We start from the raw sequence: 14321 nt of genomic DNA on the forward strand, positions 1-14321 counted from the left end.
ACAACCGCACAGGTTTTCAGCATCGCCGGTCCGGCGATGCTGGCCAACCTCACGACGCCGCTGCTCGGTGTCGTCGCGACGGCCTGTATCGGCAGACTGGGTGACCCCGCCCTGCTCGGCGGCGTCGCCATCGCATCGGTGGTTTTCGATTGCCTGTTCTGGCTGTTCGGTTTCCTGCGCATGGGCACTGTCGCGTTCACCGCGCAGGCTCTCGGCGCGCGGGATCATGTTGAAATTCGCGCAACCCTGTTTCGCGCGATTATCATCGCGGCGGCTATCGGCCTGCTACTGATTGCCGTGAGCAAACCTCTCGGGACTGTCATCCTGTCATTGATGGGAGGCAGCGAGCCTGTGACGGCGGCCGCGCGCGAATACTTCGCGATCCGCCTGTGGTCCGCGCCGATGGCGCTCGGCAACTATGTTCTGCTCGGCTGGTTCGTCGGCCAGGCGCGCGCGAAAACCGCGCTTGCCCTGCAAATCCTGATCAATGTCGCCAACATCGCAATGACCGCGTGGCTCGTCCTGGTGCTGAACAAGGGCATCGCGGGTGCGGCGATAGCGGCTGTGCTGGCGGAAACCACCGGATTTATTGTCGGCGCGGCCTTGGCCTGGCGTCTGCTCGGCGGTGTATTCGATATCAGCACGGAGCGGCTGTTCGATCGCGAGCGGCTGCTGCACATGTTCGCGGTCAACCGGGACATTCTGATTCGCACCGCGGCCCTGATCGCCGCGTTTCTTTTCTTTACGTCGCAAGGCGCACGCGCCGGCGACACCGTGCTCGCCGCCAATGCGGTACTCAACAACTTCCTTTTGATCAGCGCCTTCTTTCTCGACGGCATCGCCAATGCCGCCGAACAGATTTGCGGGCGCACCTACGGCAAGCGCGACCGCGAGGGCTTCCTGACCGCAACCCGACTCATCATGCTGTGGGGATCGGTGTTCGCGCTCGCCGTGAGCACCGCTTACTTCTTTTTCGGATCGGGTCTGATCGCGGTGATGACGCCGAATCTCGATATTCAGGGCGTGGCGAACGACTATCTCGTCTTTGTCATTCTCGCGCCGCTCGTCGGCTTTTTCGCATTCGCCTATGACGGCATTTTCATCGGCGCGACCTGGGCGCGCGACATGCGCAATCTCATGCTGCTGTCGCTGGTGATCTTCCTCACGGCTTGGGCGCTGCTGCGGCCGTTCGGCAATGCGGGCCTGTGGAGCGCGCTCCTGATTCATTATGTCGCGCGCGGCGGCTTGCAGGCGCTGCGTTATCCCGCGCTGTTCAGGGCTTCATTCGGCAACGGAAAGCTTAGTCCGGCCACGGCTCCGCGGTAATCGTCGCAGCATCCGCGCCGACGATTTCGGAGAGACTGTCGCGGCTGGTCCGCCGCAACGTGGATACGAGGTCGGCCTTGATGTCTTCGACCAGTCCGAGGCCCTTGTAGATCAGCGACGAATAGAGCTGTATCAGAGTGGCGCCGGCGCGGATCTTCATCAGCGCAGCCCCGCCAGAATCGATTCCGCCGACGCCGATCAGCGGAAACGCGCCTTCAGCGCGTACGTATGTTTCCGCGACCATGCGCGTGGATAACCTCAAGAGCGGCCGCCCGGACAATCCGCCCTGCTCCTTCGCGCGGGCCTGTTCGCGCAGTGAGGCGGGCCGCGCCAGCGTGGTGTTCGCGACGATCATGCCGTCGACCCGGCGCGAGCGGGCAATGTGCACAACATCGTCGAGTTCCTGCAAAGTCAGATCCGGCGCGATCTTCAGAAGCAGCGGCGAATCGCCGGCATTCTTGCGCACGCGCTCGCGCGCATCGACCACCCGCGCCAGAAGATCGTCCAGCGCCGCCGCCTGCTGCAGATTGCGCAGGCCAGGCGTGTTGGGCGACGACACGTTGACCGTAAAGTAGCTCGCCACCGGCGCGAACAGCTCAATCAGCCGGACGTAGTCCGCCGTGCGATCCATCGAATCCTTGTTGGCGCCGACATTGACGCCGACGATGCCGCCGAGACGCGAGCGCGCGGCGAGCCGCCGAAGCACGGCTTCCGCCCCGTCATTGTTGAAACCCATCCTATTGATGACGCCGGAATCCTGCTCGAGGCGAAACAGCCGCGGGCGCGGATTTCCGTCCTGCGGTTTCGGTGTCACCGATCCGATCTCGACAAAGCCGAAACCCAGCCGCAGCAACGCGTCCGGTGCTTCGGCATTTTTGTCGAAACCCGCGGCCATGCCGACAGGATTGGGGAAGTTCAGGCCGAAGGCACGCACCGCAAGCTTGGGATCGCTGGGGCGCGGCTTGGCCGGCGGCAACAGCCGCAGCCCGCCGATCGCCAGCCGATGGGCGTCTTCCGGATCGAGCCGGCGCAGCAGCGGCAACGTGAGAGCATCGAAAGCGCGGATCACGACGCAAGCTCCGGAATATCGTGCGAACCGTCGGAGCGCGCACGCAGGTCGAGGATGTCTGTCACAGCGCCGGTGTCGAGTTCGCCGTAGAGATGCGGAAACAACTCGCCGCCGCGCGAGCGTTCCCATTTCAACGCCGGGCCCAGCGCCTCGGCATCGACCGCAATCAGAAACAGCCCCGTCTGCCCTGCGAAATGCTTGGCGACGGTCCCCGCCACCTGGGACGCGGTGGAAAAATGGATAAAGCCGTCGCGCTTGTCGTCGGCACTGCCGCGAAAGGCGCCCTGCCGCTCGGCCTCGCGCCAGGCCGACGCGGGGCAAATCTTGTAGATCGTGGACACGGCGGGCGGACTCTCGTGAGTTATTGAATTCATTTGGGATTTTTCGGAGCTCTGCCGAGCGCCCCGCAGACCGTATCGGCGCGCTCCGGCCACTTCAAGGGCAGCGTTCATCTGATCGCTATGCATTGCAGAGACGCCCGTTTCGAGGTAATAATTCCTAGTTCCTGATAAAATTCACTGCCCGGTCCGGTCGGCTGGGCCAGACATCCGGCCATCCCATGTTGACCCACGATCAAATCTGGAATGCGCTCGATCGCCTCGCCGAACGCGCGGGTTTATCGGCATCCGCATTGGCCAAACGTGCGGGCCTCGATCCCACCACCTTCAACAAATCGAAGCGGATCACGCCGGACGGACGCGAACGCTGGCCATCGACTGAATCGGTGGCGAAAGCGCTGGCCGCGACCGGCACCACCGTCGACACGTTCGTGCAGTTCATCGAGGACACCGCACGCTCGGTGCAGGCGGTGCCGCTGCTCGGCTTCGCTGAAGCGGGCACCGGCGGCTATTTCGACGACGGCGGCTTTCCGGTCGGCAAGGGCTGGGATGAAGTCGGGCTTCCTTCGGTCAACGACGAGCATGCCTATGCGCTGGAAATTTCCGGCGACTCGATGAAGCCCGCCTATCGTGACGGCGATGTCATCATCGTCTCACCTGGCTCACCGATCCGGCGCGGCGACCGTGTCGTGGTGAAGACCAAGGACGGCGAGGTCATGGTCAAGGAACTGAAACGCCGGACCGCGAAAGTCATCGAACTGCAATCGCTCAATCCGGCGCACAAGGACCGCGTCATCGACGCCAAGAACGTCGAATGGATCGCGCGCATCGTCTGGGCGAGCCAGTAAAACTCCGCCTCAAGCCACCAGCGGCGCAACAATCGCGCCCAGCACTTTTGCCGCGTCGCGCGGATTGAGCCGCACCTGCAATCCGCGCTGCCCGCCATTGATGTAGACAAGATCCTGCGCCATCGCCTGCTCCTCGATGGCTGCGCGCGGCGGCCTCGATTGTCCGAAAGGGCTGATGCCGCCGACCTTGTAGCCCGACAGGCGTTCCGCATCGGCCGGCTTCATCATCTGCGCGGATTTTCCGCCGAACCCAGCGGCGAGCTTTTTCATCGACACTTCACGATCGGAAGGAACGATGACGCAGACCGGCTTTCCGTCGACCAGCGCCATCAGCGACTTGAGCACGCGCGATGGATCTTCGCCGAGCGCCTCGGCGGCCTGCAATCCGATCCGGTCTGCGTCGCCATCGTAATCATAGGTGTGAACGGTGAAGGCGACGCCGGCCTGTTCAAGCATCTTGGTCGCGCGCGTCACCTTCGACATGCGTGGCTCCGAGGCGGCGGCTAGGCCGCCGCTCGCTTCAGCGCAGCATCGATCATCGCGATCGCGTTCGCCACGCCATAGACCGCTACGAACGACCCGAAGCGCGGGCCCTTCTCCTGGCCGAGCAGCACCTGATAGAGCATGTTGAACCAGTCGAGCGACACGCCCGGGCGGCCGTCCTTGCCGGCCTTCTTGTGATCCAGGAACGGTTCGCGGCGGCCGATTTCATAGACCACGTTCTGAATGTCTTCCGCGGATGCCTCAGGCGGCAGTTGCGCCAGCGCGTTGCGCAGATCGGTCAAAGCTGCGCGCTCGCTCTCGGTCGGTTGGCGGAAGGTCTTCGTCTGCGCCACGAAGTCGCGATAATAGTTGATCGCGTAGCCGACCATGTCGTCGAGCTTCGGATGGGTCTTCGGCGTGACACCCGGACGATACCGGCCAATGAAGCCCCATAGCGTTTCGGCATTCTCCGCGTTCGATGACGACACCAGCGTCAGCAGCAACTGGAAGGTCACCGGCATATCGGCCAGCGGCGGATTGCCCGCGTGGATGTGCCAGACCGGATTGCTGAGGCGCTGCTTGCCGTCCTGACGCGGATAGCCGTCAATGAACTGCTGATAGTCATCGACATTGCGCGGGATCACATCGAAATACAGCCGCTTCGCCGCCTTCGGCTCACGATACATGAACAGCGACAACGATTCCGGCGAGGCGTAGCGCAGCCACTCGTCGATGGTCAGGCCATTGCCCTTCGACTTGGAAATCTTCTGGCCCTTGTCGTCGAGAAACAGTTCGTAGTTGAAGCCTTCCGGCGGCGTGCCGCCGAGCGCCGAGCAGATCTTGCCCGACAGCTTCACCGAATCGATCAGGTCCTTACCCGCCATCTCATAATCGACGCCGAGCGCAACCCAGCGCATCGCCCAATCCGGCTTCCATTGCAATTTGCAATGCCCGCCGGTAACCGGAACGGTGACGCGCTCCCTGGTGTCCGGATCGTCATACGAAATCGTACCGGCCTTCGCATCGTGTTCAACGATCGGCACCTGCAGCACGACCCCGGTGCGCGGCGAAATCGGCAGGAACGGCGAGTACGTGGCGGCGCGCTCCTCGCGCAGCGACGGCAGCATGATCGCCATCACCTTGTCGATGTTCTCCAGCATCTTCAGCAGCGTCGCGTCGAAGCGGCCCGACTTGTAGTACTGCGTGGATGAGGCGAATTCGTAGTCGAACCCGAAGGTGTCGAGGAACGCGCGCAGCCGCGCGTTGTTGTGCTCGCCGAAACTCGGATGGGTACCGAACGGATCGCGCACCTGCGTCAGCGGCTTGCCGAGATCCTGCTCCAGCATCTCCTTGTTCGGCACGTTGTCCGGCACCTTGCGCAGGCCGTCCATGTCGTCGGAGAACGCCAGCAGTTTGGTCTTGATCTTGTCCTCGGTCAGCACGCGAAACGCATGGCGCACCATGGTGGTGCGCGCCACCTCGCCGAAGGTGCCGATATGCGGCAGCCCGGAGGGACCGTAGCCGGTCTCGAACAGCACCTCGTCCTTGGGTTTTTTCTTCAGCCGCGCGACAATCTGCTTCGCCTGTTCGAACGGCCAGGCGTTGGATTGTTCGGCAAGCGCCCGCAGGTCGCTCGCGGATGAAGGCATTTCAGTCGACATCAAGAATCTCCGCGCAAAAATCAAACCGGCTGCCGGCGCGCGAGCCACCAGCCGGTCATCACCAGACACATGCCAATCGCAGCGCAGACGATCAGCAATCCGGCTGTATTAGCCGCAACACCTGCATAACCCAAGGTCTTGGCGTCGATAAAGGGGTACGGATAGAAGCCGGATATCTTTCCGCGCACCAGGACGAAGCCAAGATAGAACAGCGGATAGATTAGCCACAGCAGCGGATCGTACCAGCGCAGCCCCGCCTTGCTCACACAGGTCAGCCAGAACAGCAGGTAGGCCACCGGCATGGCGTAATGCAGCATCGCGTCTGCAATCCACTGCGCGCCCACCGGCGACCAGAGCTGCCGCAGCAGCACGGCATAAACCAATCCAACCATGGCGATGTAAACCGCCACCGCAGAGCGCACGAACGGATGCACCAGCCATTCCTCCGGGCCGCTCTTGATGGCAAATGCGGTCAGCACCAGGGCCGCCAGAATATTCGACTGGATCGTGAAGTAGGAGAAAAAGCGGATGGTGGCCTCAAGCGGCGAAAGCGCCATCACGCCAGCGGTTCGCATCAAGAGCCAATACTGCAGCAGGAGCGTCGCCCATCCCAGCAGCGCAAGAAGCGCCGCGGCGGTTCGCTTGAGTTTCGCCGTTCGCGTCAAAGTCATTGCCGCATCCGAGACGTTAGAACGGACTGACCGAGAAATAGCGCAGCCATAAATCGGTGTAGCGGCCCTTTTCCCAGAGCCGGAACATCGCCCAGTTCAGCGCCTGCCGCAGCACGTCGTTGCCGCGCTTGACCCCGATTCCGACGCCCTCGCCGAAATACCGGCTCTCCGTGAAGGGGCCCCCGCTGAAAGCGCAGCAGTCGCCGGAATCGGTTCCGTTGATCCAGAACGCCAGTGAAATCGCGTCGCCGAAAATGAAATCGACTTCGCCCCGGCGCAGCGCAACGCGAAGCGCGTCGTCATTCGGAAAGCTGACGATCTGCGCGTCGGTAAACAGCGTCTTCAGATAGGCTTCATGGGACGAGCCCGCGATCGCCCCGACCTTCTTGCCCTCGAGGTATTCCGGACGGACCTCCGCCATCACAGCGTCCTTACGCGACACGAAGCGCGCGGGCGAGCGGTAGTAGGGATCGCTGAAATCGAGCTTGGCGCGAAGCTGCGGCGTCACAGCCAGCGACGCGATGATCGCATCGCCGCGGTTACCGTTGATCGCGTCCACCAGCGTCTCGAACCGGCGCATCTGGATGGTGCATGCCACCTTGATTTCATCGCAGATCAGCCGGGCAAGATCGACATTGAATCCGGCCGGGTTGCCGTCCGGTCCCGTGAAGTTGAAGGGCGGATAGTCCGTCTCTGTCAGGAACCGGATGACAGTCAGGCGCGACAGGTCGGGCCGATCCGGCCGGCGCCGCGGATCCCAGAATCCCGGCACAGCCTGAGGCGCTGCGGGCTGCGGAATGACCGCAGGCGAAGGCGACTGGGAGGTTGCTGGAACGCCTTGCGCGAGTGCTGGCGGCACGAGCCACGTCACAGCAGCCCAGACGGCCAAACCGGCGGCTGCATGGACAGCGCCGCGCAATTGGACATTGAAGGAAGATACCATCTGTGGTTGCATTGACCCGGGGTTCCGCGTATCGGGTCTTATAGACCATTCACAGGCGGATTCGAGTGCGTTTGTGGCGTGGGGTAGCGGTCTGATGGCCGTGGCTGGGCGGGCAAGCGAGGTTGACGGGGCCAGGCCGCAACGTTTCGCGAGCCTGACGGCGTCCGCCCGGAATCTCACGTCATACATCGCTGGACTGCTCGGGCCTCCACCCTCACAGAACGACAACCGGCCGGGGATACGCGAGCCCGGTCCAGCGGTGGAGCTCGATTGCCTGCGCCACCTGTTCGCCCCTTCGCTGATCGCCGCGGCCGAGCGGCGCAGCAACGAGATCGGGGTCGGCGCTGAACGGGTTCTGATCCAGTGGGGTGTCATCAGCGAAGACGCATATCTCGACCAGCTTGCCATCCATACCGGACTGCAAATCGAAACCCTCGACGACCTCAGCCTTGCTGACTGTCTCCTGCCCGATGACGGCCTTCACCTCTGCGCGCGGCACGGCATCCTTCCCATCCGGCAGCGGGGGGAACTGGCGTATGTGTCCGCACCACACGGATACACCGCACGGCGCATCATCCGGCTGATCACGGAGTATCCATCTCTTCTCCCGCGCGTTCGGCTCGCATCGACCGCACGGTTCAACGCATTTCTCGAAAATCAATCCGGCAATATCCTGGCCCGCACCGCAGCGGAAAACCTCCTCACGCGTTTTCCCCCGCTGTCAGCCGCACCGGTTCCAGCTTCGAGCAGCCGCCTGTTTCGTTTCGGCCGCAATCTTCTGCGGCTTGCGGCTCCCGTTGCGCTGCTGACGCTGGCACCCATGCTGGTGATCGACACCTTCGGCCTGATCCTCGCCATATGGTTTTTGCTGTTTACGAGTCTGCGGCTTGCAGGGTGTCTTTCGCCGCCCAAACGGCGGCGTCAGCGCCCCCGGCTGCCTGACAGTCAATTGCCCATCTACACCGTGATCGCAGCGCTGTATCGCGAGGCCTCATCCGTCGCGCCGCTGATGCAGTACATCGGTGCGCTGGACTATCCTCCCGAAAAACTCGACATCAAGCTCGTCATCGAGACCGACGATCTCGGAACCCGCGCGGCGATCGCCAGGCTCGGACCTATGCCGCATGTGCAGGTCATCATCGCGCCCGACGTGGGCCCCCGCACAAAACCCAAGGCCCTCAACTGCGCGCTGAACTTCGCGCGCGGCACCTTTATCACGGTCTTCGATGCCGAGGACCGGCCCGAACCGGGCCAGCTTCGCGATGCGCTCGATGTCTTCCGGACCTACGGACCAGAAGTCGCCTGCGCCCAGGCAAGTCTTTGCATCGACAACACCGCAGACGGCTGGATACCGCGGATGTTCACCGCCGAATACGCCGGGCAATTCGATGTCTTCCTGCAGGGCTTTTCCAATTTCGAGATGCCGCTGCCGCTCGGCGGCTCGTCCAATCATTTCCGCACCAGCGTGCTGCGCGAGGTCGGCGGCTGGGACCCCTATAACGTGACCGAAGACGCAGATCTCGGCTTCCGGCTCGCGCGTTTCGGGTATCGTTGCGTGATGTTTCCGTCAACGACCTATGAAGAGGCGCCGGCACGGTTCACGGCATGGCTGCGGCAGCGCTCGCGATGGATGAAGGGCTGGATGCAAACCTGGAGCGTTCACATGCGCTCGCCGCGCAAGCTCTGGCGCGATGCCGGCGCCGGCGGCTTCTTCACCCTCAACATTATCGTGGGTGGAAACGTTCTGACCGCGCTTGCGCATCCGTTCCTGCTTGGCGAACTTCTGGTGCGGGGTGTGATGAGCGCGTTTGACGACAGCGTTGCGTCATTCTTTGCCAAACCATTCATCGAACTTTATCTGGCGACGATTGCGGCAGGCTATCTGACCACCATCGTGATCGGACTGATCGGCCTTGCGAAGCGGAATTTGCTGCGCGAAGCATGGGTGCTCGCTCTCACTCCGGTCTACTGGATTTTCCTGTCCCTCGCAGCCTGGCGCGCGCTCTATCAGTTGCTAACCGAACCCTATCACTGGGAGAAGACCGAGCACGGTCTCGCGCAAACGTCACGCATGTCTGTACGGAGATCTCAACCGGACGGGATGCGCGGCCAGAGCGACTAAGGCGGATCAGAGATAGCGCTTGAGATCCGCCGCGGCTTCCTCGGGCTTGCGCTTCAGATCGAACGGACGCACGAAGTTTCCATTTTTGTCCATCAGATAGATCAGCGCTGTGTGATCCATCGTGTAATCGCCGTCCTTCAGGGGAATCTTCTTGGCGTAAACCCGATAGGCAGAAATCATCCTGGCAATTTCATCCGGGCTGCCGGTCAGTCCCTTGAGATGCGGATCGAAACTCGCAATGTAATCCTTCATCACCGATGATGTGTCGCGTTCGGGGTCGACGGATACAAAATACGCGTTCAGCTTGCCGGCATCGGGGCCCATGGCGCGCAGAACCTCGGACATCTCGAACAGTGCTGTCGGGCAAACATCCGGGCAGTGCGTGAAGCCGAAAAAGACGATGCTTGGGCGGCCGACGAGATTTTTCTCAGTGACCGTTTGTCCTGTCTGATCGGTCAGGCGAAACGGCCCCCCGATCGCAGCCGGCGCGGTGGCGCCGCGCAAGCCACCCAGCAGCCACAACGTGACCAGCAGACCGATCGCAAGGCTGCCGGCAAACGCCGCGATAATCACCAGCGGCCGGGTCGTCCTGTCCATCGCAATAAATTCCTCAATCAGCAGCAGGCCGCGTCAGGCTGGCCGCTTTGTTCCAGGTTGGGCATGGGATAGAGCGCACAGCCATGGCGAGCAAGTGTCGCGCGGGCATGCCCGATCACATGACCGGGAGCAACCGTCTGCCCGATCTGGGGTTTTGGCGTTAGCGAACGTGTGCGGAGGCTTGGGCGTCCATATAGCACGGACGATACATGCTCGTCAGTTCGCGGCCACGAAGAAAAATCATCCGTGGCTTCAGGCCGCCGCGCCGTGAAATCCAGCTCCGGATCGACGTCGGATACATATCGTACAGCATCCGTGTCGCTTCACGGTTCGTCACCGGCCGGCCGCTGGCTCCGAAGTCCCAGGCCGCATGAAATCCAAGGCTGGCGCGCGAGGTCACGCAAATCTTGTCGTGGGACACGGCGCCGAGCACGATGGTGCAGGCCGACGCGCACAGGCCGTCGATCACAACAGTCTCACCGGAGCCTTTGAGGCTTTGATACTTGTCGACATAGGTCCCGATCCGGCCGCCGCGGTCTTCAGCAATCCGAACCACAGCGTGACTCGAGCCCACTCCGCCAAGGATAAGCACCGCCGTCAGAAACCCCGTCACAATCTTCATTGCCGGCCCCGTCGCCCCCTGCCTGTATCGATCGGGGCAACATCAGCGTGTTGCGAGTCTGGAATTTTGTCCAGATCGCGCAGCAGTGCGGGGACGGATTCTATTGCAGTGTTGCTGGCTTGCTGCACCTGCACTGGCCGATCCCGAATTGGAACATGGCGTGCGTGGTCCAGTGAACGACTTGAGGCGCGCGCTGCCATTTTTGGCCGCAATTTCCGTTGACCCGGCTTTGCGCGTCGCGCTTCAATCCGGAACCTGGGGAGAAATCAAAAATGGCGAATGATGCGGACGTAATTGTCGTCGGCGCAGGACTGGCGGGCCTCGTGGCCGCGAACGAACTGGCCGATGCCGGCAAGCGCGTGATCGTGGTCGATCAGGAAGGCGAGCAGAATCTCGGCGGGCAGGCGTTCTGGTCGCTCGGCGGGTTATTTCTTGTCGATACACCCGAACAGCGGCGGCTTGGCATCAAGGATTCCCATGACCTCGCTCTGCAGGACTGGATGGGGACTGCGGGATTCGATCGCGATGAGGATCACTGGCCGCGAAAATGGGCGGAAGCCTATGTCGCCTTCGCAGCCGGCGAGAAGCGCGGCTGGCTTCAGGCGATGGGCCACCGCATTTTTCCCGTGGTCGGCTGGGCCGAGCGCGGCGGCTATGACGCCATGGGCCACGGTAACTCGGTGCCGCGCTTTCATGTGAGCTGGGGCACCGGTCCCGGTGTGGTGGAACCGTTCGAGCGGCGCGCGCGCGAGCACGCCAAAACCGGCCGCATCATTTTCAAGTTCCGTCATCGCGTCGATGCTCTCGACATGACCGGCGGCGCAGCCACCGGCGTCAGCGGCAGGACACTCGAGCCGTCGCCGGAACCACGCGGCGTCAGTTCGTCGCGTACCGAGACCGGCGATTTCTCGTTCCGCGCGCAGGCCGTGATCGTCGCCTCCGGCGGCATCGGCGGCAATCATGATCTCGTGCGCGAGAACTGGCCGAAACGTCTCGGCACGCCGCCGAAGCACATGGTGAGCGGTGTTCCGGCTCACGTCGACGGCCGCATGATCGGCATTACCGAAGCTGCAGGCGCACGCCTCATCAACCGCGACCGCATGTGGCACTACGTTGAAGGCGTTCACAACTGGAACCCGATCTGGCCAGGTCATGGCATTCGCATTCTGCCTGGACCGTCGTCGATGTGGTTCGATGCAACCGGCAAGCGTCTGCCCTCGCCGCTGTATCCCGGTTACGATACGCTCGGCCAACTCGAGTATATTATGAAGACAGGCCACGAGTATTCGTGGTTCATTCTGACGCAAGCCATCATCAAGAAAGAGTTCGCGCTGTCAGGCTCGGAGCAAAATCCGGATCTCACCGGCAAGAGCTGGCGCATGACCCTTCGCCGCGCCTTTAACAAGGGCGCACCCGACCCCGTCGAAGCCTTCAAGGCGAAAGGCGCCGACTTCATCGTCCGTGACAATCTCGATGATCTTGTTGCGGCCATGAACAAGCTTGGAACCGCAAACCTGCTCGACATAACGTCGATCCGTCAGCAGATCGAAGCGCGCGACCGCGAGATCGACAATCCTTACGTCAAGGACACCCAGGTCATGGGCATCCATAATGCGCGGCGCTATCTCGGCGACAAACTGATCCGGACCGCCAAACCGCACAAGATTCTCGATCCGGCTTTCGGGCCGCTGATCGCGGTGAAACTCAACATCCTGACGCGCAAGACGCTCGGCGGCTTCGAGACCGATCTCGACTCACGCGTGTTCGGCAATGACGGCCAGATCATCCAGGGACTGTACGCCGTGGGCGAAGCGGCGGGCTTCGGCGGCGGCGGCGTGCACGGCTATCGCGCACTTGAAGGCACATTCCTCGGCGGCTGCCTTTTCTCGGGACGCAATGCCGGGCGCGCGGCAGCCAAGGCAATCGTGTAGTCAGCCCGGCAACAAACCGGACATCGTGCCAGCCTGACGCCTCCCTGAAACCACGGGCGTTTCAGGGAGCTGCGGAGCAATCGCTTTCGCAACGCGTGTCAGAAGCCGATCCAGTAAGCATCGACTTCGCGGACACGGTTGCCCCAATCGAATTCCTTGTCGGTTCCGAAGGACGGCGCTTTCGCCAGTTCCTCTTCAGTCATCAAGGTCAGAAGTTCGTAGCCTTCGATCGCGGGGTTGTACTTCATGCTCGCCCACGGAAGCGGGCGATAGTCTTCGCCGACTCCGAGAAAGCCGCCGAAGCACAGGACCGCGTAGGCGACGTTGCCGCTGGTCTTGTCGATCATCAATCGTTTGATGCTTCCTATTTTTCTGCCGTCGGCGTTGAAGACGCGCGTTCCTTCGACCCTGTCGCTGGCAACAAGACGATGTGATTTCAGATTGATTGTGTCCGCATGCATGAGAGCCTCCAGCCGTGGAAGCCTGTGTCGCAGATTGGTCCGCCATGATTGCGCGGCTTATGCCGCGACCACGACCTCACCGCTCTTCCGAGCAAGGCCTGTAAACCGGGCTCGCGGGCAAGACAGTTGCGGGCTAACCCGGCGCTTGCATCAACCCAGATAACGTAACTCTGTCGCCGCCGCCCCGCCAGCCCGTCCGGCTGGAAAATCAGCCCTGACCAACAGCCCGGACCTGCTCCGGGGTCAGGCCCGGTGAGCCCTTGCCCGCTTCCTCAGCGTTTCTGATCAGTGCGACAATTCGCGCAGACAGCGGCGCCTTCAGACCATGGCGCTCGGCAAGCCTGACGATCAGGCCCTGCAGGTGATCTATCTCTGTGCGGCGCCCGCGCTGCAGGTCTTCCCACATCGACGAGCGCGCCTTCGGGTCGATCTTCACCATCGATGCCGCGATCCGCGTAAACAGCGCATCGGGCAGTTTCAGAATGAACGGCGTGAAGGACGCCGGCAGCGGCGTTGTCGACAGCGGAGCGATGCCTTCAGCCTTAATCACCGCCAATGCCTCACGTATCTGGTCGGCGAACAGCGTCCGCCAGGAGCGCTGCGCAAGCTGATCGCGAAGCGGAAGACCAGACAGCGCATTGAGTGCGTTGTTCAGATTGATCAGCAGCTTGCCCCATTGCACGCCCTCGATGTCATCCACACTGCGGAAAACAAGTTCCGGCCGTGACAGCAATTTTGCGATATCCGGATCGTCCTTCTCCAGCAGGATGTCTCCGGAGGTGGCGCGATGAAAATGACCCTCGCCAAGGGACAGAACATTGAACGGCACCATCCCCGCCAGCACATCGTGATCCGGCAGTGCATCGCGCAGCACCGAGACATTGCCGGTGCCGTTCTGAAGGCTGACGATCACGGCATTCTTCGCGGCATGCCGCGCGATCAGATCCGCGATCTCCGGGGTGTCGTCGCTCTTGACCGTGACAAGGATGATATCCGCGCCCGCAAAAATCGCTGCGGGATCGTCGGACAGTTTGATCTCGGCCGGCGTCAGGCGATGCTCGATACCTTCAAAGCTCGTGACCTTCAGCCCATGCCGGGCGATGTCCTCGATCAGGCGCGGGCGCGCCAAAAGCGAGACCGGGTGCCCGCCGGCGCGCAGCACCCCCCCGACGAAGCAGCCGATGCCGCCGGCGCCCGCGACACTGATGGATTTCGATGACGTCATGGCCGCCCAGCCCGATGGATTGCA

At 62.3% G+C, this 14321-nt stretch carries 14 protein-coding genes; 4 read left to right on the forward strand and 10 right to left on the reverse strand.

The features are described 5' to 3' along the window. Positions 1-36 precede the first annotated feature (36 nt). Entirely contained in the window at positions 37-1326 is a 1290-nt protein-coding gene (locus ACP7AL_RS15925) for an MATE family efflux transporter (protein WP_425992995.1), read from the forward strand. Here ACP7AL_RS15925 and ACP7AL_RS15930 read toward each other — a convergent pair. Both ACP7AL_RS15930 and ACP7AL_RS15935 read right to left on the reverse strand, forming a co-directional pair. Further along, positions 1301-2395 (reverse strand): quinone-dependent dihydroorotate dehydrogenase, encoded by a 1095-nt coding sequence (locus ACP7AL_RS15930; protein WP_006022926.1) that lies wholly within the window; start codon positions 2393-2395, stop codon positions 1301-1303. The two genes, ACP7AL_RS15925 and ACP7AL_RS15930, sit on opposite strands and share 26 nt — an antisense overlap. Then, positions 2392-2736 (reverse strand): DUF952 domain-containing protein, encoded by a 345-nt coding sequence (locus ACP7AL_RS15935; protein WP_425992997.1) that lies wholly within the window; start codon positions 2734-2736, stop codon positions 2392-2394. Before ACP7AL_RS15935 ends, ACP7AL_RS15930 begins: the two co-directional genes overlap by 4 nt. A gap of 218 nt (positions 2737-2954) precedes the next feature. Between ACP7AL_RS15935 and ACP7AL_RS15940 the strand changes: the two genes are divergently transcribed. Continuing rightward, a complete protein-coding gene (locus ACP7AL_RS15940; RefSeq protein ID WP_006022928.1) occupies positions 2955-3581 on the forward strand; it encodes a S24 family peptidase in 627 nt (208 codons plus the stop codon). Positions 3582-3590: 9 nt separating this feature from the next. Here the strand turns inward: ACP7AL_RS15940 and ybaK are convergent, their stop codons facing one another. From ybaK to ACP7AL_RS15960, 4 genes are read right to left on the reverse strand one after another with little or no spacing between them, the layout of a single operon-like run. Next, complete coding sequence (gene ybaK / locus ACP7AL_RS15945) at positions 3591-4064, reverse strand: Cys-tRNA(Pro) deacylase (protein ID WP_024920322.1); 474 nt, start codon at positions 4062-4064, stop codon at positions 3591-3593. A gap of 20 nt (positions 4065-4084) precedes the next feature. Continuing rightward, positions 4085-5725, reverse strand: a complete 1641-nt coding sequence (locus tag ACP7AL_RS15950; RefSeq protein WP_425992722.1) for a lysine--tRNA ligase — start codon at positions 5723-5725, stop codon at positions 4085-4087. Between the two features lie 20 nt (positions 5726-5745). Beyond that, complete coding sequence (locus ACP7AL_RS15955; RefSeq protein ID WP_425992724.1) at positions 5746-6396, reverse strand: Pr6Pr family membrane protein; 651 nt, start codon at positions 6394-6396, stop codon at positions 5746-5748. Between the two features lie 16 nt (positions 6397-6412). Next, on the reverse strand, positions 6413-7351 hold the full coding sequence (locus ACP7AL_RS15960) for a transporter substrate-binding domain-containing protein (RefSeq protein ID WP_425992726.1): 939 nt from the start codon (positions 7349-7351) through the stop codon (positions 6413-6415). Between the two features lie 82 nt (positions 7352-7433). Here ACP7AL_RS15960 and ACP7AL_RS15965 point away from each other — a divergent pair, with 82 nt between their 5' ends. Then, a complete protein-coding gene (locus ACP7AL_RS15965) occupies positions 7434-9461 on the forward strand; it encodes a glycosyltransferase family 2 protein (protein WP_425992999.1) in 2028 nt (675 codons plus the stop codon). Positions 9462-9467: 6 nt separating this feature from the next. On the opposite strand, the gene ACP7AL_RS15970 is transcribed toward ACP7AL_RS15965, so the two are convergent. Both ACP7AL_RS15970 and ACP7AL_RS15975 read right to left on the reverse strand, forming a co-directional pair. Beyond that, positions 9468-10058: an SCO family protein gene (locus ACP7AL_RS15970; protein WP_006022961.1), complete on the reverse strand. Its 591-nt coding sequence runs from the start codon at positions 10056-10058 to the stop codon at positions 9468-9470. A 160-nt stretch (positions 10059-10218) separates the two neighbouring features. After that, the gene (locus ACP7AL_RS15975; protein WP_425992728.1) at positions 10219-10680 is read right to left on the reverse strand and encodes a hypothetical protein; all 462 of its coding nucleotides are present in this window, start codon (positions 10678-10680) and stop codon (positions 10219-10221) included. A 272-nt stretch (positions 10681-10952) separates the two neighbouring features. On the opposite strand from ACP7AL_RS15975, the gene ACP7AL_RS15980 reads away from it, so the two are divergent. After that, entirely contained in the window at positions 10953-12611 is a 1659-nt protein-coding gene (locus ACP7AL_RS15980; RefSeq protein WP_425992730.1) for an FAD-binding dehydrogenase, read from the forward strand. A 98-nt stretch (positions 12612-12709) separates the two neighbouring features. Here ACP7AL_RS15980 and ACP7AL_RS15985 read toward each other — a convergent pair whose 3' ends face one another. Further along, on the reverse strand, positions 12710-13072 hold the full coding sequence (locus tag ACP7AL_RS15985; RefSeq protein ID WP_006022964.1) for a PRC-barrel domain-containing protein: 363 nt from the start codon (positions 13070-13072) through the stop codon (positions 12710-12712). A gap of 208 nt (positions 13073-13280) precedes the next feature. After that, complete coding sequence (locus ACP7AL_RS15990) at positions 13281-14297, reverse strand: 2-dehydropantoate 2-reductase (protein ID WP_425992734.1); 1017 nt, start codon at positions 14295-14297, stop codon at positions 13281-13283. Positions 14298-14321 lie beyond the last annotated feature (24 nt).

Origin of the sequence: Afipia sp. DC4300-2b1 (assembly GCF_049895725.1) — a bacterium.
GTDB classification, from domain to species: domain Bacteria; phylum Pseudomonadota; class Alphaproteobacteria; order Rhizobiales; family Xanthobacteraceae; genus Afipia; species Afipia broomeae.